The sequence below is a fragment of the Flavobacterium cyanobacteriorum genome (assembly GCF_002251835.1).
GTDB lineage: Bacteria > Bacteroidota > Bacteroidia > Flavobacteriales > Flavobacteriaceae > Flavobacterium > Flavobacterium cyanobacteriorum.
On the sequence record NZ_NOXV01000299.1, the window covers coordinates 37,394 to 54,874 of the forward strand.

Sequence of the window (17,481 nt, forward strand, 5' to 3'; positions counted from 1 at the left end):
AGAACCAAATTTATGATACAATTGTTAATTAACAAATAACTGCGGGTTATTATTTACGGCTGATGATACGCCGCAAAGCGTCCTTTTCGTTCCTGTAAATGAAAAATCCAAAAATTGCCAGCACCGCCAGCCCTACAAGATAATTTTCCCTGAAGAAATAAAAATAAAGCATTGACAGTGCTATCGACAGCCCAAGATAGCCACCTATACTTTTAACATCATAGGGTATGGGATAATACTTTGCTCCTGCCATGTAGGATATAACCATCATGGTACCATAGGCTGAAATTGTTGCAATGGTCGAACCCATATAGCCCCATACCGGTATCAGTGCCATATTGAAAACCAAAGTTACTGCTGCTCCGGCCAAAGAGATATAAGCACCCATTTTGGTTTTATCTGAAAGTTTATACCACACCGACAGGTTGGTATATATGCCCAGGAAAAAGTTGGCTGTTATGATAAGCGGCACCACTTTCATGGCTTCCCACATAGAGCGGTCGCGAATAATTAAAACTTTCAGCAAATCAGCAAACACCACTACACCTACCAGTATTGCAGCACCAAAAATTACAAAATACCTTGTAATGGTTGCATAGGTTTGGGCTGCATTTTCATTGCCGGCATGGCTGAAGAAGAATGGCTCAATACCCAGCCTGAACGCGGTAGTGAACAGGGTCATGAAGAGCGCAAGCTTGTAGCAGGCAGAATAGGCGCCTATTTCGCTTTTGGGCACCCCCATAAAATCCAACAGGGGCCTGTCAAACGTTTCATTAATGGCGAAGGCAATGCCTGCCCACATAACCGGTACCGAATAGCGCATCATGGTTTTCCAGAGCCCGCTGTTAAAATGCCATGATAAGCGAAGGTAGTGCGGAAGAAACACGATAAATGTTGCAAGGCTTGCCAGCACGCTGGCCAGCAACACATACCCAACCTGGAAATCTTCAGCATATAAGGTAGCTATAAAACTACCGGGATAAGCGGCAGCAAGACGGGGCAGCCACAAGAGGAAGAAGAGGTTGAGCAGCAGGTTGAAAGCAACATTACCTATTTTGACCATAGCATAAAATACCGGCCTTCCTTCGGCGCGCAGCCTGGCAAAAGGTACAATAACCAGCGCATCAAGGGCCAGCACCCAAACAATATAGGTTATATATTCAGGATCAACATCAAGGCCAAGGCCTATGTATTTACGGCAAAGCAACCCGGCACATAAAAACAGTACCGATGACCAGAACAGCGATATGGTAGCAGTGCTGGTAACTTTTCTTTTGTCTTCAGTATTATAAAACCTGAAAAAAGCCGTTTCCATACCGTATGACAGTACCACATTAAAGAAAACCAGGTAAGAAAATATTATAGATACCTGCCCGAATTTGGCATCACCCATTACACCCGGAGTAGTGTGCAGCGGCGTAAGTATAAAGCTGAACATGCGCGGCACCACAGTGGCAATGCCATATATAGCAGTTTGCTTAAAAAGGTTTTTGAGGCTCAAGCTAAAAATTATTGAATGTCCAACTTACTCCCATATTCATTTAAGTGTCTGTTAGCAATATGAATATATTGATCTTTAAACAAATTCTTTTTGCGGTTAGACCAATTATGTATAGTACTAATTATCTCACTTTCTACAATAGTAGGATTATCTTTTTTTATGAAATCAACTGTCGCTAATACTTCTAGTGAGAGCGCTGATTGAAAACCATCTATTAATTTGATTAAATTCGAAAGTCGTCTTCTCTGCTCATCATTTAGTTCCTTTCTAACATATTCACTTATTTCTGGTAATTTATTATACTGCAATTCTAGAGGTTCAAAAGCTTTAGCCTGCATTTGTTCTAAACCTTTTATATATTTACCATTTAAATGATGCAAAAGATGCTCAACTCCAACACTGTAAGGACCATAATGATTTGCTTCAAATATTAACCTATTAAAACTTTTTTCACCCAATCTTTTTAAAAAGTAAGCTAGTTTATTTGCTACAAATAAACTTACGTTCTCTCCATAAGATTCATAATAGAACATAGCGTAGAGCAACATTGAGCGGGCTTGCGTCAATTTAATATCTTTCTTAATTCTTTGTTTTTTAAGAATTTCTTTTACCTCTTCGTTTGGCTCATAAATGATAATATCAACATCCCTTAAATTATTTAAATAATTTTCCATTAATAATCTTACTTTTTCCCATCTTAGCCCTCCATTACCACATCCAAGAGGAGGAATTGCAATACTTTTAATATTATATTCTTTAATAGTATTAACTAAAGCAACTAGCCCTTCTTCAATATATTCGTATTTTGATTTAAGATACCACTCTGTCTTAGTTGGAAAGTTTATAATTAATTTTTCGCCTGAGATATTAATTTCTTTTACAACTAGTAATTTACCGGGAAAAAGCTCGTTCCTTTTGCATTTTTCCAAATAAGTTTTATAATTAGTAGGAAACGTCTCTTTAAATTGCAAAGCAATGCCTTTACCCATAACACCCACAGTATTGACTGTGTTTACTAGAGCTTGAGAATCCGATTCTAAAAGATTTCCTTTAACAAATTTCATTAGTAATAAAAGGAATTATTTGGATTAATATCAATTTGTATTTGTAAATGCAATTTCTACAATAAAGTTTCGACAATCTCAAAGGAATCTTTACTATTAACAATAATCCACTTTATACACACAACAGGAACATAATCTCTAATTAAAAATTCTGCCTGTTTTCTTCTCATTCTATCAAAATCATCATCAGTATTATTCCAATATCGTTCATTAACTATATTCCAATCTACTTCATTCAAATTCTCAAGATTGTTGTAAAACTCTGTTATTGCATTCTTTGCATGACCGTTTGTAAAGCACCATTGTTTACAATTTTCAACAATATTATTTATGTCACAAACAATATAAACAATTTCATCTTGTGATCTTTTTGTTATACCATTAGTTCCATTTTTAATTTTTAAGAGCATCGGAGATAATCGACCAAAATAAAATGGCACGTAATCTCCTAAATTTCCATTCGGAGGGTCTATCTTAACCTTATAAGTATTTCTTTTAGCAATCAATTCTGAATCGCCTATATTAATATAATTAGGATCAGCATTTTTATGATTTCTCACATGTAATCCATTTGTAAGAAGATACTCCAAATTATGAATATGTATAATACGATAAATCCATAGATTTAATGGAATTTGTCCTGGCATAGATTAAAAAGATTACGCTAAAATACATATTTTACATTGAACTAAGTAAAAAAGGCCGCCCTATCGGACAGCCTTTCAAATATATAACTTTATTTTAATTACCCATTCAATGCTTCCGCACCGCCTACAATTTCAAGGATCTCTCCTGTAATGGCAGCCTGGCGGGCTTTGTTGTAGGTAAGCTTAAGCTGGTTCCTAAGTGCCGTAGCATTGTCGGTAGCTTTGTGCATGGCCGTCATACGGGCACCGTGCTCTGAGGCAAATGAATCGCGCACCGCCTTGTACAACTGTGTTTTTAGCGACAGCGGGATAAGGCTTAGCACTATTTCTTCTTTTGACGGTTCAAATATGTAGTCCACCGTTGCTGTAGTTTCCACTGCTCCTGCCGGTGTTAAAGGAAGGAACTGCTCTGTTTTTACAATTTGTGTAGCGGCATTTTTAAAATGATTATACACCAGCTCAATCCTGTCATATTCGCCGTCAACAAATTTCTGCATCAGGTTTTCAGCAATCCCGGCAACATTTTCAAACGTAAGCGCATCAAAGAGGCCATTGTGGTTTGCTATAACAGTAGCCGATTTTTTAAGGCCGTCATCACCTTTTTTACCAATAGTTAAAAGATCTACCTGCTTACCCGCATATTGCTCCTGAAGCACCCTTACCTGTTTAATTACATTGGAATTAAAAGCACCTGCCAAACCCCTGTTGGATGTTACTACAACCAGAAGAACCTTATTTACCTGGCGCTGCTCGGCATATGCTCCTCCTGTATCGCCTTCAAGGGTGGCGCTAAGGTTTTGCAATAGTTCGGTAAGCTTTTCTGCGTAAGGCCTCATTGCGGTTATAGCATCCTGAGCTTTTTTAAGCTTGGCAGCAGAAACCATCTTCATGGCGCTGGTAATCTGCATGGTGGATGAAACCGAAGCAATCCTGTTACGTATTTCCTTTAAGTTTGCCATTTATAATGTGTAAATTAATCAATTGAAACAATGTAGCAATTTGTTACATTGCTACATTTGCTCATTGGTACATTATTATTAGTATTTCGCAGCGATCTCAGCTGCAGCTTTTTCAAGCACATCAGTGATCTCGTCCGTAAATTTACCTGCCTTAAGCGCATCAAGTGTATCCCTGTGCTTAGCGTTAAGGTACTCAAGGTAATCTTTTTCAAACTCTTTTACCTTGTTAACCGGTACATTCCTCAACAGGTTTTTAGAACCTGCATAGATAATAGCCACCTGGTCTTCTACCGTGAACGGGTCGTTGATAGCCTGCTTTAGTATCTCAACGTTCCTGCGGCCTTTTTCAATTACGTTTAGTGTAACCGCATCAAGGTCAGAACCGAACTTAGCGAACGCCTCAAGCTCACGGAACTGTGCCTGGTCAAGCTTAAGGGTACCTGCTACTTTCTTCATCGACTTGATTTGTGCATTACCACCCACACGCGATACCGAAATACCTACGTTGATTGCAGGGCGTACACCTGAGTTGAACAGGTCAGACTCAAGGAAAATCTGTCCGTCAGTGATTGAGATTACGTTGGTTGGGATATACGCAGAAACGTCACCCGCTTGTGTTTCAATAATTGGAAGTGCGGTTAATGAGCCCCCGCCTTTTACGATAGGCTTTATCGATTCCGGAAGGTCGTTCATATTCTTTGCTATACCATCGTCAGCAATAACCTTTGCTGCACGCTCAAGAAGCCTTGAGTGAAGGTAGAAAACGTCGCCCGGATAAGCTTCACGTCCCGGTGGCCTCCTTAACAGCAGCGATACCTCACGGTAAGCAACCGCCTGTTTTGAAAGGTCATCATAAATAATAAGGGCCGGACGTCCTGTATCACGGAAATATTCTCCGATGGCAGCACCCGCAAAAGGGGCATATACCTGCATCGGGGCCGGGTCAGATGCGTTAGCGGCAACAATTACGGTATAAGCCATAGCTCCTTTTTCTTCAAGGGTTTTGGCAATACCGGCTACAGTAGAAGCCTTTTGGCCTACAGCAACATATATACAGAATACAGGCTTGCCTGCATCATAAAATTCTTTCTGGTTAAGGATGGTATCAATACAAACAGTTGTTTTACCTGTCTGGCGGTCGCCAATTACAAGCTCACGCTGCCCACGCCCTACAGGGATCATGGCATCAATAGCCTTAATACCGGTTTGCAGTGGCTCAGTTACCGGCTGGCGGAAGATAACACCCGGCGCTTTGCGCTCAAGTGGCATCTCATAAAGGTCGCCACTAATAGGGCCTTTACCGTCAATTGGGTTACCAAGTGTATCAACTACACGGCCAACCATTTCTTCACCCACTTTTAAAGAAGCAATACGCTGCGTCCTTTTTACGGTAGAACCTTCTTTAATTGCCTGGAAAGGGCCAAGGAGTACAACACCAACGTTGTCTTCCTCAAGGTTGAGCACTATACCTTCCAAACCGGTTTCGAACTCTACAAGCTCACCATACTGAGCATTTGAAAGTCCGTAAACACGGGCAATACCATCACCTACGTGAAGCACGGTGCCTACCTCTTCTAACGTAGCTCCCGATTCAAAACCGGATATTTTTTTCTTTAATATCGCTGAAATTTCAGCCGGTTTAATTTCTGCCATCTTGCTATAATTTAAACACTTTTGTGTGGTAAATACTAATTACTTAATTCTCTTTTTAGTGTCAGTAGCCTGTTAGCCACCGATGCATTGAACTGCTTATCGCCTATCCTTAAGATGAAGCCGCCGATGATAGCGGGGTCCACTATATTTTTAAGCGTTATTTTTTTATCTGAAAATTCTTTTATCTTGTTGAGTACTTTTGCTTCAAGCTCGGGAGTGATAGGGAATGCAGTAGTAACCACCGCTTCCTCAACACCGTTAAGCGTATCGTATTGTGCCTTGTATTGCATGGCTACCTGCCCGAGTATCTCAAATCTCTTGTTTTCAAGCAAAAGACGGAAAAGGCCGTGTGTAATATTACTTGTGCCTGTAAATATTTCCTTAAGCGCCGACTCTTTTGCTTCAAGCTTTACGTTAGGGCTGTTAAGGAACGTTTCCAGTTCTGTATTTTCTTTTATCGTTTTGGCTATCAGGGACATATCATTATTAACCTGATCTGCAGTGCCTGAAGCCTGTGCCATTTCCAGGATTGCCTTTGCATATCGTACTGCTGCTCTTGAACCTGTCATAGCGTGTTAGTTTAATTTGATATCTCCTAACAAGTTTTCAACCAGTGCTGCCTGGACTTCCTTGTTAGACAGTTCATTTTTAAGTAGTTTTTCAGCGATTTCAACTGAAAGGACTGAAACCTGGCTTTTTAGCTCTGCCATAGCGGCATTTTTCTCACTATTTATAGTAGCCTTAGCCTGCTCAATCATTTTTGCTCCTTCTGCCTGTGCTTCGGCTTTGGCGTCAGCAATCATCTTTTCTTTAATTTCTCGCGCCTCTTTTATCATGGCATCCCTTTCGAGCCTTGCCTCCTGAAGTATCCTCTGGTTATCAGCCTGAAGGTTCTGCATTTCCTTACGGGCAGCCTCTGCAGAAGCCAGCGCATCCTTGATACCCTGCTCCCTGGTATTAACTGAATCAAGTATTGGTTTCCACGCAAATTTTTTAAGTAGTACTATAAGTAGTACAAAAATAAGTACCTGCCAGAAGAACAACCCGTATGAAAAATCGTTTAATAACTTCTCCATTATATTTTAAATTAAAAATGTTTGTCTTTGTTTTTAAACAGCAGTTACAACCAACCGTTGGCACTGCTGTTTTGGATTTTTTTGATTACGCAGCGAAAAGAGCCGCGAAACCAATACCTTCAATAAGAGCGGCAGCGATAAGCATAGCGGTCTGGATTTTACCAGAAGCCTCAGGCTGGCGAGCGATAGCGTCCATTGCTGAACCACCGATTTTACCAATACCAAGACCCGCACCGATTACGATAAGGCCTGCTCCTACAATTGTTGGAATTTGCATAATATATTAATTTAAAAATTAAACGTTCACTTTATTAATGATGTGCCTCTGCATGATGCTCTTCATGGTGATGCTCTTCAACTGCCGCGCCAAAGTACAGGGCTGAAAGCATCGTAAATATATAAGCCTGTAACAGCGCTACCAGTATCTCAAGGATTGACAGTACAAATGCAAGCCCAAAGGACAGCGTGCTTCCTATCCAGTTCTTAAATATAAACATAAGCGCTATGATGCTCATCAATACGATATGCCCCGCAAATATATTGGCATAAAGACGTATCATTAATGAGAATGGCTTGATTATGGTGCCTAAAAGCTCGATCGGCGCAAGGATAATCCTCATAGGCCATGGCACGCCCGGCATCCAGAAGATATGCCCCCAGTAGTTTTTATTTGCAGTAAATGTTGTAATAACGTAAGTCAAAATTGCTAAGGCAGCCGTCACTGTAAAGTTACCGGTAACGTTTACCCCAAGCGGCGTAAGCCCAAAAATATTGAGGAACCATATAAAGAAGAATATGGTGAGCAGGTAGCTCATATATCTTTTATAGTGTTTTTCACCAATGTTTGGAATAGCTATCTCATCACGGATGTACACAACAAAAGGCTCAAAGAAACGTCCAAAACCTGAAGCAATACCGCCATTTTTAGGATATGTCCTTGCAAGTCCTGTAAAAATAACCAGCATCAGGATTGCTGTAACCAGAATCATCAGTACGCTTTTGGTTATAGAAAGGTCAAGTGGCTTAGCATTGGTAGGGTGCTCATGCCCATGTTCATAATTCAGTTTGCCTTCCGGGCCATCTACTTTATAAATTTTATTGTCGTGATGGTTGAGCACGTAATAGTTGCCGTTGCTTTCAGCCGCCTTTTCTCCGTGATGGAATTCAGAGGACATGAACACATGCAGCCCATTATCCCATAAAATGACCGGCAGTGGGAAACCATAATGTTTACCTGCGGCTTCATCCGAAAAAAAGGTAAAATCATGAGAATCTCTGACGTGGTGGAGTATATGCTGCTTGCTTTTTGTCTTTATGTCCAGAGCGGGGCCTTCCGCATCCGTATGCACCGAAACCGACTCGACATCAGCAGGTTTTACGTCAGCTAATATAGAATCCTGTGGTGTATTTGCAAAATTACTGAAAGGGATACAGGCAACTAAGGCTGCCATTATGAATTTAAGCGGTTTATTGGAAATCACCATTGCCTTATCTTAATTTTTACGGGTCCTCAAATTTTGCGCAAAGGTAACGCTAATTATTAATATTTCAACACCCTGAAAATTATTTTTTTTAATAATTGCCAGGTAATGCGGCAATTATTGTTTTTTGTTTAAAATTTGTATGGCAAGAAGGGTTTCCGTTGCTAAAAACAAAAGAAATACTAAAAAGAAATTGGCCTTTTCAAATCCGGCATTAGCATCAGAGGCGCCAAGTATCGGCCGCAGCATTATGTAGCATAAGCCCATCTGCAGGAGTGTACCCCCAACGTAGGCAAATCCGGTATTATCCGGCGTCCTGGCATTGACCAAAATAACAGTAAGGAGTACAATTACAGAACAGGCCAGGAAAAACAGGTATAGTTTTTCCAGGCTATGGTGGTAGGCTGCATAATGTACCTCAAGTCCTGGCAGCAAAAAAAGAAGTTTATTAAGTGTATAAAATACCGCCGCCGCGGCTGACATTTTAAGCAAGAGGCTGTAGTTTTTTACAGTCATTTAATTTTTTTTATCAAGATTTTGTACCTGGCGTATCAGGTAGTAAAGTGACAGGAAAACCCCTGCTAGGATAAAGCCTTTACGGTACCAGCTGCCTTCATTAGGGTATTTTTCATCGAGCAAAGCGCCAACCCAAGAAAATGCGAAAATAACTATACCCATTTGTATGGGGAGGCTGATAAGCACAAGCCATTTATTGGGGTTCTTATCCGGCCTGTTGCTGCTCATTATTGTTTTTAGGGATTGCTTTTACAGGCGTTTTCATAATGCACGAAGCACTAAACTCCGCGCCGGGCTCTACTGATAGTTTGCCCACGGTGACTTCGCCGGTTATATGTGCTTTTGATTTTACATTGAGCATTTCGGTTACTTCTATTTTTCCGTTAAACCGGCCTTCGATATCAGCATTTCTGCAAATAATATCACCTATAACACTGCCTGCGGGGCCAATCACTAATTTACCTTTTGAGGCAAAGTTACCTATAAGTTCACCATCAAGCCTGAAATCGGCCTGCGAAATTATATCGCCTTTTATGGTTGTCCCTTCAACAATCCTGTTGGTTTTGCCAAGAAGGTCAGTGTATGATTTCTGAGGTTTATCAAACATATGCTTTTACTTTACTGCTAAAAACTCATTAAGGTTCTTTTTTACCTGCACTACCTTATAATCTTCACTGGAAATGATAATGGGCGTTTCGGCTACTTTATATCCCTTGTAGTCCTTAAGGATACTTACCGCGTCAACGGCGGCCAGCCTGCTGTTAAACCCGTGGATAACCACAAAATCTTCATCCAGGGTGTATATATCAGTTGACAGGGTAATGCTGTTATTGAGGCCGTCTTTAATAAATTTTAAAATCTTGTCTGTAAGTGCCTTGTTTTTCACATCCCTGGGCGCCACTTTAAAAATAATTTTCCAGCTTGGCGCCGGGTGTCCAAAAGACAGCTTTTCCAGCAGTGGCACATCACTGGCAAGCAATGCCTCGGCTTTCTTGCCTTCGGCGCTGTTTGGGTAGGTAAGCGCCACAAAATTGAGCGCCTGTTTATACACCTCAACGCCCTCCAGCCTACCAAGCGTGTTTGCCTTCAGCATTTCAAATTTTGAAACTATTTCTTCGCCTGTGTACGTTTCAATATTTTTTGCAACTTGTTCCAATACTTTCCTTATCTCCCCTTTCTCATACTGTTTGTACAAGGCGGTGTATATAGCCTCAGGGCTTCCTGAAACGATGTCTTCTGAGGCAGGGTTGCGTATTATTTCTGCATACCTGCTTGAGGGGTATTGAGACAGTATCTGTTGCTTGTAAGTTTCAGCTTTTGCGGGGTCAATTATTTCGTATATCCTGTACAGGTTGTACAAGGCGGGCAGTACAAGGCGCTCTTCGGGGTTATTGGCCAGCAGCTTCTCCAGCTTGTCAGCCGCCCTTCTGTATTCGCTAAATTTCTCTTTGTAAATAATACCCAACTGGTAATAGGCAAAATTTCGGTCTTTGGTAAGGCTGTCTATGGCTGCCTGCGAAGACGGTAACTGCTTGAGGTAAAATTCGGGTATATACCTTGGGTCTTCAACCCCTCCCTTACCCGCGGCTATATCTTTTTCTTTTTCTTTCTCCGTATCACCAGCCGATTCTTTTGCTTTGTTGCTGTTTGCAATTTCCGCAGCCCACCGCCAGTTGTCTGTAAGTGGGCGGTTGCCCCACCGTTTCTGAAATTCTATTTTACCATATGCCACTGTTGATGTATTGTAAAAATAGAATTTGTCGCCCGCTCCGGATGATAAGCCTGTCTTTGAGGCTGGATCCTGCTGTTTAGCGGAGTTCTTCGCGGATAACTTTGAGTCGCTGCTGTTTCGCAGGCCCAGGCCCTGAGGAGGGGCGTCCATAGCGAAAGCATCGTTACTTCCGGTGTTCCTGGCCATATCCTGTTGTTTCCGGTCTTCGGCTTCCTGCTTCTTTTTTAATTCTTCTTCCTGCTTTTTCAGCTTTACTATATATTTTTCGAAGAAAACTTTTCTTTCAGGTTCTGAAAGCGCTACCAGGTTAAGTATGCTGTCATTGGTCTGCGCTATTCCTTCATATTTTATTACATCAGCGAGGTTGTCGCGTTTTTTCTTTATCTGTTTATATTCCCTTGTCCTGCTATTAAGGAACACCATGGTGCTGTCATAATATTGCCCCGCCCGTGCATATTTTGCCTGTTCAAAATATATTTCGGCCAGGTTCCTGTGATTAGACGCGTTTAGGTATTTATCTTTTGAATTGGCCCTTAATGACTTGTTGTAATACCGTATAGCTTTGTCATCAATATTCTGCTTATCATAAAATAAGCCAACCTGGTGGTTTATAACATCAAGGTATGGCCTGTTCTCACGGTCTTCCAGCAGGCGCCGGTATTTTTTCATAAAACCCAGGGTATCACCTTTGGCATAATCAAACTGTGCTGCCTGCCTGCCATGTGCCTGTAAGACATAGTGCCTGGGCGATTTCCTGTTCATATCTATTACTGCCTGGTATGCGGCATAAGCACTGTCTTTATAGTTAAGCTTTTCATATAGCTGGGCCAGAATAAACCTGTAGCGGGCGCGCTCTTCATTCAGAGGTGTGGCTTCCACCGCCCTTTTTATAGGTGCAACAGCACTATCAATAGCCTGTATGGCCATATATGCCTGAGCCAGCGTGGCATTGGCATCAGCAAGTACCTGTGGCTTCAGTTCTTTTTCCTTAATAAGTACTTTTAGGTTTTTAATGGCTATTGCCTCATTTTCCAGGCGGAGGTTGGTTTTTTCCCTCCATACTTTAGCCTCGTATATTTTATCGCTGTTTGGGTGTTTATACAAAATATAATTAAATGCTTCCAGCGCCGGTAGAAACCTGTTATCATAATAGCGGGTTTTGCCCAGCAGCAGGTGCGCCTCATCCATTTGAGGATTATACTCACTACCGCCAATGTTCATGGAGTGCTTTTGTATGGCCTTTGTGGCTTTCCCTTCAGAGCGTTCAAAGTTAGGGTTCTTTTTATCGGAAGGGCCCATTTGCTCTTCGGTAAGCTGCATCCGTTCTACGGGCAGTATTTCCCAAAAATTGTCCTGGTAAGTGGTTTTAAGTTCGGCAAGGCCTGCCTGCAGGGCAAGGTCGCCGTTATAGAGTACGTTATACTCTGTAGTTAACCCGTGGTAATTACGGTTTATAAACCTGTTCTTCTTCGTTGAGCATGCCACTAAAAGCCCGCCAAAAAACAACAGGGCAAAATATTTATACGTACTGGTTTTCAATGTAAAAGCTTTTATTCCCTTAACTTCTAAAAATACTGTTTTAGTATAGCGAGGGGTAAAAATACGCTTCTTTTTGAAATGTGTAATGTTTTTTATTAAAAAAACAAACGCCGGTTTTACTGTACCGGCGCGTTATGAGAAAAGAATCTGTGGCTGGCTGTCTCCCAGATTAAACCGCAAAAAACTCTTCCAGCTCTTTAAGGGTTTCGGCAGAAGTTTGTATGTCTTTTACCACCTGGCCTTTGTTCAGCGCTACTATCCTGTCGCTTACTTCGGTGGTGTGCATCAGGTCATGGCTTGATACCAGTATGGTAACTTCTTTGTTTTCCGCTAAATCCTTAATTATTTTTTTCAGCCTTATTTGTGTGGTAGGGTCCAGATTGGCAAAAGGCTCATCCAGTATTATCACTTCCGGATTACCTATGAGGGTGGCAATGATGCCTACTTTTTTCTGGTTCCCTTTACTCAGGTCGCGCAGGTATTTCTTTTTGCCAAGTATTTCCCCGTTAAAGAAATCTTCATGCTGTGCCAGCAGGGCGTCAACATCCGCTTTATTGCAGCCGCGCAATTCGCCTATAAAATAAAAATACTCTTGGGGTGTAAGGTAGCCGATAAGGAAACTTTCGTCAAGGAAGGCGGCCGTAAACGGTTTCCATGCCTCACTTTCATGTACTTTGATATTGTTTGTGGTTATATATCCCGCAGATGGCTGTATCAGGTCGAGCAACAGGCTGAAAAATGTAGTTTTTCCCGCGCCGTTATTACCTACCAGGCCGAAGCTTTCACCCTTTTTTATTTCAAGGTGTTCTATGTTTAATACCACTGTGCCGTTATAGGCTTTCTTTAAATTATGTACCTGTATCATGGTTTGTTGATTTATTAGTTTTCTTCTTCTTTAAAACCGCTTATTGCCGCGTATTTTCCTGTCCTGTAAGCTGATGCGATCTTCTTCATCATCAAGCCCCGCAGGGCAATACCGGCAACACCTATAGCGCCCAGAACTGCTGAAGCCGTGTTATAGCCCGTGGTAAACTTGAGCGTTATCCAGATGCCCATGGGCAGTAATAGCAGCGGGATACCTATTATCCACTGTGCCGCGCCGGTACCCTGGTAGTTCATGAACGGGCTCTTCTCGAGGCTTATCTTCTTTTTATTGAATGAACCGGCATACAGCAGCATAGGTACGTTGATGCCGATGTTATATAGGGCACAGGCTACTATGGTAAAAAGCAATTCTATGCCGAAATAGGCATACGGGGTTGACAGCACCGTAAGCACCACCACTGAGAAGGTGAGCAACCCTGCTTTTGAAGCCAGGTACTGGCGGATGGAAATGTTTTGCGACATTATCATTGAATAATACGCGCTGTCCCACGCGGGGATAAACTGGCCAAAATTAATCATAAATATGCCGGTGATGAATATACCTGCAAATACGTGCATTATTTCGCCCGAAGGGGAGTCGTCCCGCAGGAATATGAGCCCGTAGAGCAGGAATATAAAGCTGAGGAAAACGGTAGTCTTCGGCCTTTTGTTCCTGAATATCAGCTTCAGGTCAAGCTGCAGGAACGGGGCAATATCGCCGAAACGGCGCGTCCAGCCGTAATCTGTAGTATCAACCTTATCACTTTTCCGTTTTACAGAAGCATCAAGGTAGAAGTTTTTTACCAGGTAAGTGAAATTAAGGTAATAAAGGCCTACAGGCAGTAAAATAAACAGCAATGACACAAAAGGCATGCTTATGAGCGCATCAAATGCTGCCCCGGTATATTGCGTTATACTCAAAACCCCATAATATTCAAGTGCTGCCAGTGCCGCCACAAGGACTACAAAAGGAAGGAGGGCTTTTATATTTTCTGCAAACTTCTTCTTGATTAAAAAGTTAGCATAATTAACCCCAATGGTAAAAACTACCATGCTGCCTATCCATGCCGCAGCCTCCCCGCCTGCCAGCGAGCCCTCATTGTAGCTAATGAGCCCAAAAGGTACAATAAGCAGTAATGGCAGGAAATTGAAATACGAAAAAAGGCTCTTAAGCAGCACGTAATGCACCTGTGTTTTCCTGCTTACAGGCACCGGCATAAATGGCTTAATGTTGAGCACCGGCAGGCTCTGCATGAAGAACCTCACAAAAAGGTCGGCAACCAGCCAGATGAGTACAAAGGTGTTGGCAACGGAGACAGCATTCTTACCGGGAAAATATTCGGTAATCATGTCATGCAGCAAAAAGCCGGCACTAAGGAAAATCAACATAAAATATATGGCAAAAAAAGCCAAAAAAATCCGTAAGCCTATACTTTTACCCAGGCTTGCTGAACGAAAAAAAGACTTCCATTCCAGCTTTAAAAATCGTAAGAACATACTATGTTTTGGTTGTTGTGTATATTAGTAAAATAAATGCTGCAAAAGTTACAGATTTATTTTGTAACCTGAAATTTGTATTCAGGGTAAGCTTCTTCCAGGTGTCCTTCCGATCGCGATGGCAGCACCCATAGCACTACATAATCATAAATGGCTATAAGCACCAAAATGGCCGAAAGCAGCCATAACATGCTGCCTGATGGTACTGTTTTAATGTTAATGTATAACTGTAGCGGCACATTGAGCAGCACGCTGACACCGCCGCAGGCATAAATAGTATCTTCCAGCAGCCATTTCTGCCCGGTACGTTTCAGTTTGTCCTTATAATTTTTCCGCAAGCGGTAAAGGCGTACTATGCCTATAACTATCATACTGAAGATAAGCGCCCCGAAAATCCAGTGCGACAATTGCAGCAACAGTCGTACTGCTATTATAGCCGACACGGTACCCGCAACTACAGGCAGGCGAAAGAAGTTTTTAAAATAACCCCACAACAGGCGGTAATACTTTTTCTGGAGGGCAACCGTGCGTTTTTCTACTATATCGGAAAACCCGAATATGCCAAATTTTTTAAATTCTTTCTGCAGCGCGGCTTCAAAAGATAATTTGGGATTATCCTGCCATGCGGCTTCAATACCATTGGCAAGGTGGTCCGCCAGCTCACACTGTAGGTCGTAGTACTCTACATAGTGCCTACGGGTAAATTCCATTAAATGTCCTGCCTGTTCTTCAGTTAGCTTTTTCATTACATTCCTATGGATATTTTTAAGAATACTTAAGATTTTGGACGTAGCGCTTTTTATAACGATAAAATATTTTGTACAGAGAAACAGTCGCTGATATACTGAATACAGTAATAACCGAATCATGTATTACAGCCGGTATCAACTCTTCAATAAAGGGCCTTATATTCATCAGGTTTATAAATATAAATAACCCGAATGGCTGCTCAATAATAGAGAAACTCCACTTATTAAAAACTTTATAAAACGTAGTGCTTACCAGGTATACCGCCCCTGAAAAAAGAGCCATTATCCTATAGGAATTTATAAGGGTAGCCTCATCAAAATAATCAGCAGCAGTATAGTTTAAAAGCACCAAAGCCACAACAGCCAATACAAACCATAACGAAAAGACATTATACCCGACTACCCCAAGCCCTTTCTTCCACGCAGTATTTTTAAAAGTACCATATTGCGTTAAAAGGTCTTTTTTGTTTTGAATCATATATGCTTTAAAGTTCTCATAAAAATCCCCTTCCCGGCCTTCCAGTGCGGACGCAACATGGTCCGTCATCTCTGCACGGGCATCAAGGTACCTCATGCCTGAATTTCCCAGGTAATTATCTATAAACTGTATTTGCTGCGGTGTTAACTTCATGACAACTTAAGGTTTTGGACGTAGAGCCTGTTGTAATGTTTATATATTTTTAGGAAAGAGATTAACGATGCAAATGAATACACTGTAAGAAACGAAAAATATATTGCTACCGGTACCAAACCCTTCAATATAAACCTGGGATCAAAAATATTCAGTAAAATAAAAAACCGAAACACCTGGTCTAGTACAGAAAAAGTATGTGGATTGAAGATTCGCATGTAACCCAAGTAAAGGCCCAGTGTGAATGCAGGCACAAGGCTTATAACTTTATAAGCATCAATAATAGTTTCTTCATCAAAATAGTTGGCGGCAGGATATCTCAGCAGATAAAGGACTACTACTGAAGCTATGAACCATACAGAAAACACATTATTCTTCAGCACTGTAAGGCCTTTGTTCAATGCTATTTTTTTAAACCTGCCGTACTGGGCTAACAGGTCTTTTTTATTTTGAAGCATATACGCTTTAAAGTTCTCATAAAAATCCCCTTCCATGGCTTCCAGTGCCGAGGCTACGTGGTCCGTCATCTCGACACGTGCATCAAGGTATTCTACACCCGAGTTTTCGAGATAGTTAAAAATAAACTGTATTTGCTGTTGCGTTAGTTTAGGCATATTTTGTTGTTTTATAAGCTTTGTTAGTTAAGTAGATAAAATAACAGGCAGTAAACATAAGACCAAAGCCTATGATTTCCAGGTAAGGCAGCACCGGCCACTCCTCAAAATAACGCCTTCCCTGCGACACTAAAAGAACAGGCAGCAGATAATATACCTGCACTTCCTCCTTCAGCCGCAATATAAATTGTGATTTGAGGCCGAGAAACCCTGTTAAGAACCAAATTACCATCAGCGTAAACAGAAATACACACACCCTGTACATCCATGGGCCAAGCAGTGTGCCAATATAAATTGTGGACGTTGCTGATGCAATTACAAGAAGGCCTTTAGGACTAACAAACTGCCTCAAAAAGTAGTTCCTGTAATAGCCGTCCTTAATTTTTTCCTGCTCCCGTACGGCGGTAAGTAACTTTACTTTGTGATGGGAGTTCATGTACTGCTTTAATGCCGTTGTAAAATCATCGCCTTCTGCAAGCGTTTCCTCGAGGTAACTGGCAATATGGTCGGTCATCTCCAGCCGGATATCTTTATAAAAGATATCTTTCGCCAACAAAACCTCAATCTGCTTTACTTGTTCCGCTGTCAGTTTCATAATTATAGCTGTAAACCGGGTTTAACATCAGGGCTTAAAATACTTTGCATATTCCTTATAAACTCTTCAAGTTCCGCCATTTTATTAACCGTTTCTTTTTCTCCGCTCTCCGTCAGCTTGTAATATTTCCGCAGGCGGTTGTCCACCCTTTCCACCTCCACGTCCAGCAGGCCTTCGCTCTCCAGCTTGTGCAGCGCGGGGTACAGGGCACCCTCGGTTATAGTAAGCTCGCCGGCGGTAATCTGCTTCACCTTTTGGGTAATCTCATAGCCATACATCCTGCCGTTCTCTTCCAGCAGTTTCATGATGATGGTAGTGAGGCTTCCCTTATATAAGGATGAATTTTTCATTGATTTTCTAATT

20 protein-coding genes are annotated in these 17,481 nt (G+C 41.5%); all 20 read right to left on the reverse strand.

The genetic code is table 11. From position 1 onward, the window contains the following. Positions 1 to 49 precede the first annotated feature (49 nt). The 20 genes from CHU92_RS12855 to CHU92_RS12950 all read right to left on the reverse strand — a co-directional run bounded on the left by CHU92_RS12855 (position 50) and on the right by CHU92_RS12950 (position 17,468). Complete coding sequence (locus CHU92_RS12855) at positions 50 to 1,501, reverse strand: oligosaccharide flippase family protein (protein ID WP_094416199.1); 1,452 nt, start codon at positions 1,499 to 1,501, stop codon at positions 50 to 52. A gap of 8 nt (positions 1,502 to 1,509) precedes the next feature. Continuing rightward, on the reverse strand, positions 1,510 to 2,565 hold the full coding sequence (gene darG / locus CHU92_RS12860) for a type II toxin-antitoxin system antitoxin DNA ADP-ribosyl glycohydrolase DarG (RefSeq protein WP_094416201.1): 1,056 nt from the start codon (positions 2,563 to 2,565) through the stop codon (positions 1,510 to 1,512). A gap of 56 nt (positions 2,566 to 2,621) precedes the next feature. After that, positions 2,622 to 3,212 (reverse strand): type II toxin-antitoxin system toxin DNA ADP-ribosyl transferase DarT, encoded by a 591-nt coding sequence (gene darT / locus CHU92_RS12865; RefSeq protein WP_094416203.1) that lies wholly within the window; start codon positions 3,210 to 3,212, stop codon positions 2,622 to 2,624. 98 nt (positions 3,213 to 3,310) lie between these two features. After that, positions 3,311 to 4,171: an ATP synthase F1 subunit gamma gene (gene atpG / locus CHU92_RS12870; protein ID WP_094416205.1), complete on the reverse strand. Its 861-nt coding sequence runs from the start codon at positions 4,169 to 4,171 to the stop codon at positions 3,311 to 3,313. Positions 4,172 to 4,249: 78 nt separating this feature from the next. Next, positions 4,250 to 5,824, reverse strand: coding sequence for a F0F1 ATP synthase subunit alpha (gene atpA / locus CHU92_RS12875; RefSeq protein WP_094416207.1), 1,575 nt, complete (start codon positions 5,822 to 5,824; stop codon positions 4,250 to 4,252). Positions 5,825 to 5,859: 35 nt separating this feature from the next. Beyond that, the gene (gene atpH / locus CHU92_RS12880) at positions 5,860 to 6,393 is read right to left on the reverse strand and encodes an ATP synthase F1 subunit delta (protein ID WP_094416209.1); all 534 of its coding nucleotides are present in this window, start codon (positions 6,391 to 6,393) and stop codon (positions 5,860 to 5,862) included. A gap of 6 nt (positions 6,394 to 6,399) precedes the next feature. Continuing rightward, positions 6,400 to 6,900 carry a F0F1 ATP synthase subunit B gene (locus CHU92_RS12885; RefSeq protein ID WP_094416211.1) on the reverse strand — a complete coding sequence of 167 codons (501 nt, stop codon included), beginning with the start codon at positions 6,898 to 6,900 and terminating at the stop codon, positions 6,400 to 6,402. An 85-nt stretch (positions 6,901 to 6,985) separates the two neighbouring features. Then, on the reverse strand, positions 6,986 to 7,177 hold the full coding sequence (gene atpE, locus CHU92_RS12890) for an ATP synthase F0 subunit C (RefSeq protein WP_008255642.1): 192 nt from the start codon (positions 7,175 to 7,177) through the stop codon (positions 6,986 to 6,988). 34 nt (positions 7,178 to 7,211) lie between these two features. After that, complete coding sequence (atpB, locus tag CHU92_RS12895) at positions 7,212 to 8,384, reverse strand: F0F1 ATP synthase subunit A (protein ID WP_094416215.1); 1,173 nt, start codon at positions 8,382 to 8,384, stop codon at positions 7,212 to 7,214. A gap of 114 nt (positions 8,385 to 8,498) precedes the next feature. Beyond that, positions 8,499 to 8,897 (reverse strand): DUF6168 family protein, encoded by a 399-nt coding sequence (locus CHU92_RS12900; RefSeq protein WP_094416217.1) that lies wholly within the window; start codon positions 8,895 to 8,897, stop codon positions 8,499 to 8,501. After that, positions 8,898 to 9,125 carry an AtpZ/AtpI family protein gene (locus CHU92_RS12905; protein ID WP_094416219.1) on the reverse strand — a complete coding sequence of 76 codons (228 nt, stop codon included), beginning with the start codon at positions 9,123 to 9,125 and terminating at the stop codon, positions 8,898 to 8,900. It lies immediately after the preceding gene. Next, a complete protein-coding gene (locus tag CHU92_RS12910; protein WP_094416221.1) occupies positions 9,103 to 9,504 on the reverse strand; it encodes a bactofilin family protein in 402 nt (133 codons plus the stop codon). Before CHU92_RS12910 ends, CHU92_RS12905 begins: the two co-directional genes overlap by 23 nt. A gap of 6 nt (positions 9,505 to 9,510) precedes the next feature. Further along, a complete protein-coding gene (gene porW, locus CHU92_RS12915) occupies positions 9,511 to 12,168 on the reverse strand; it encodes a type IX secretion system periplasmic lipoprotein PorW/SprE (RefSeq protein WP_094416223.1) in 2,658 nt (885 codons plus the stop codon). A 169-nt stretch (positions 12,169 to 12,337) separates the two neighbouring features. Beyond that, the gene (locus CHU92_RS12920; protein WP_094416225.1) at positions 12,338 to 13,033 is read right to left on the reverse strand and encodes an ABC transporter ATP-binding protein; all 696 of its coding nucleotides are present in this window, start codon (positions 13,031 to 13,033) and stop codon (positions 12,338 to 12,340) included. Positions 13,034 to 13,047: 14 nt separating this feature from the next. Continuing rightward, positions 13,048 to 14,529, reverse strand: a complete 1,482-nt coding sequence (locus CHU92_RS12925; protein ID WP_094416227.1) for a DUF5687 family protein — start codon at positions 14,527 to 14,529, stop codon at positions 13,048 to 13,050. A 56-nt stretch (positions 14,530 to 14,585) separates the two neighbouring features. Further along, the gene (locus tag CHU92_RS12930; protein ID WP_094416230.1) at positions 14,586 to 15,275 is read right to left on the reverse strand and encodes a hypothetical protein; all 690 of its coding nucleotides are present in this window, start codon (positions 15,273 to 15,275) and stop codon (positions 14,586 to 14,588) included. Between the two features lie 19 nt (positions 15,276 to 15,294). Beyond that, positions 15,295 to 15,909, reverse strand: coding sequence for a hypothetical protein (locus CHU92_RS12935; protein ID WP_094416232.1), 615 nt, complete (start codon positions 15,907 to 15,909; stop codon positions 15,295 to 15,297). Continuing rightward, complete coding sequence (locus CHU92_RS12940) at positions 15,906 to 16,523, reverse strand: hypothetical protein (RefSeq protein WP_094416234.1); 618 nt, start codon at positions 16,521 to 16,523, stop codon at positions 15,906 to 15,908. The genes CHU92_RS12935 and CHU92_RS12940 overlap by 4 nt, the downstream gene beginning before the upstream one ends. Beyond that, complete coding sequence (locus tag CHU92_RS12945) at positions 16,516 to 17,118, reverse strand: hypothetical protein (protein ID WP_094416235.1); 603 nt, start codon at positions 17,116 to 17,118, stop codon at positions 16,516 to 16,518. The genes CHU92_RS12940 and CHU92_RS12945 overlap by 8 nt, the downstream gene beginning before the upstream one ends. 2 nt (positions 17,119 to 17,120) lie before the next feature. Then, complete coding sequence (locus CHU92_RS12950) at positions 17,121 to 17,468, reverse strand: PadR family transcriptional regulator (RefSeq protein WP_094416237.1); 348 nt, start codon at positions 17,466 to 17,468, stop codon at positions 17,121 to 17,123. Positions 17,469 to 17,481 lie beyond the last annotated feature (13 nt).

What these genes read in the sequence shown, in the direction of transcription:
- darG (WP_094416201.1), bottom strand. Translation starts at nt 2,565, where the DNA reads ATGAAATTTGTTAAAGGAAATCTTTTAGAATCGGATTCTCAAGCTCTA.
- darT (WP_094416203.1), bottom strand. Translation starts at nt 3,212, where the DNA reads ATGCCAGGACAAATTCCATTAAATCTATGGATTTATCGTATTATACAT.
- atpG (WP_094416205.1), bottom strand. Translation starts at nt 4,171, where the DNA reads ATGGCAAACTTAAAGGAAATACGTAACAGGATTGCTTCGGTTTCATCC.
- atpA (WP_094416207.1), bottom strand. Translation starts at nt 5,824, where the DNA reads ATGGCAGAAATTAAACCGGCTGAAATTTCAGCGATATTAAAGAAAAAA.
- atpH (WP_094416209.1), bottom strand. Translation starts at nt 6,393, where the DNA reads ATGACAGGTTCAAGAGCAGCAGTACGATATGCAAAGGCAATCCTGGAA.
- CHU92_RS12885 (WP_094416211.1), bottom strand. Translation starts at nt 6,900, where the DNA reads ATGGAGAAGTTATTAAACGATTTTTCATACGGGTTGTTCTTCTGGCAG.
- atpE (WP_008255642.1), bottom strand. Translation starts at nt 7,177, where the DNA reads ATGCAAATTCCAACAATTGTAGGAGCAGGCCTTATCGTAATCGGTGCG.
- atpB (WP_094416215.1), bottom strand. Translation starts at nt 8,384, where the DNA reads ATGGTGATTTCCAATAAACCGCTTAAATTCATAATGGCAGCCTTAGTT.
- CHU92_RS12900 (WP_094416217.1), bottom strand. Translation starts at nt 8,897, where the DNA reads ATGACTGTAAAAAACTACAGCCTCTTGCTTAAAATGTCAGCCGCGGCG.
- CHU92_RS12905 (WP_094416219.1), bottom strand. Translation starts at nt 9,125, where the DNA reads ATGAGCAGCAACAGGCCGGATAAGAACCCCAATAAATGGCTTGTGCTT.
- CHU92_RS12910 (WP_094416221.1), bottom strand. Translation starts at nt 9,504, where the DNA reads ATGTTTGATAAACCTCAGAAATCATACACTGACCTTCTTGGCAAAACC.
- CHU92_RS12920 (WP_094416225.1), bottom strand. Translation starts at nt 13,033, where the DNA reads ATGATACAGGTACATAATTTAAAGAAAGCCTATAACGGCACAGTGGTA.
- CHU92_RS12925 (WP_094416227.1), bottom strand. Translation starts at nt 14,529, where the DNA reads ATGTTCTTACGATTTTTAAAGCTGGAATGGAAGTCTTTTTTTCGTTCA.
- CHU92_RS12930 (WP_094416230.1), bottom strand. Translation starts at nt 15,275, where the DNA reads ATGAAAAAGCTAACTGAAGAACAGGCAGGACATTTAATGGAATTTACC.
- CHU92_RS12935 (WP_094416232.1), bottom strand. Translation starts at nt 15,909, where the DNA reads ATGAAGTTAACACCGCAGCAAATACAGTTTATAGATAATTACCTGGGA.
- CHU92_RS12940 (WP_094416234.1), bottom strand. Translation starts at nt 16,523, where the DNA reads ATGCCTAAACTAACGCAACAGCAAATACAGTTTATTTTTAACTATCTC.
- CHU92_RS12945 (WP_094416235.1), bottom strand. Translation starts at nt 17,118, where the DNA reads ATGAAACTGACAGCGGAACAAGTAAAGCAGATTGAGGTTTTGTTGGCG.
- CHU92_RS12950 (WP_094416237.1), bottom strand. Translation starts at nt 17,468, where the DNA reads ATGAAAAATTCATCCTTATATAAGGGAAGCCTCACTACCATCATCATG.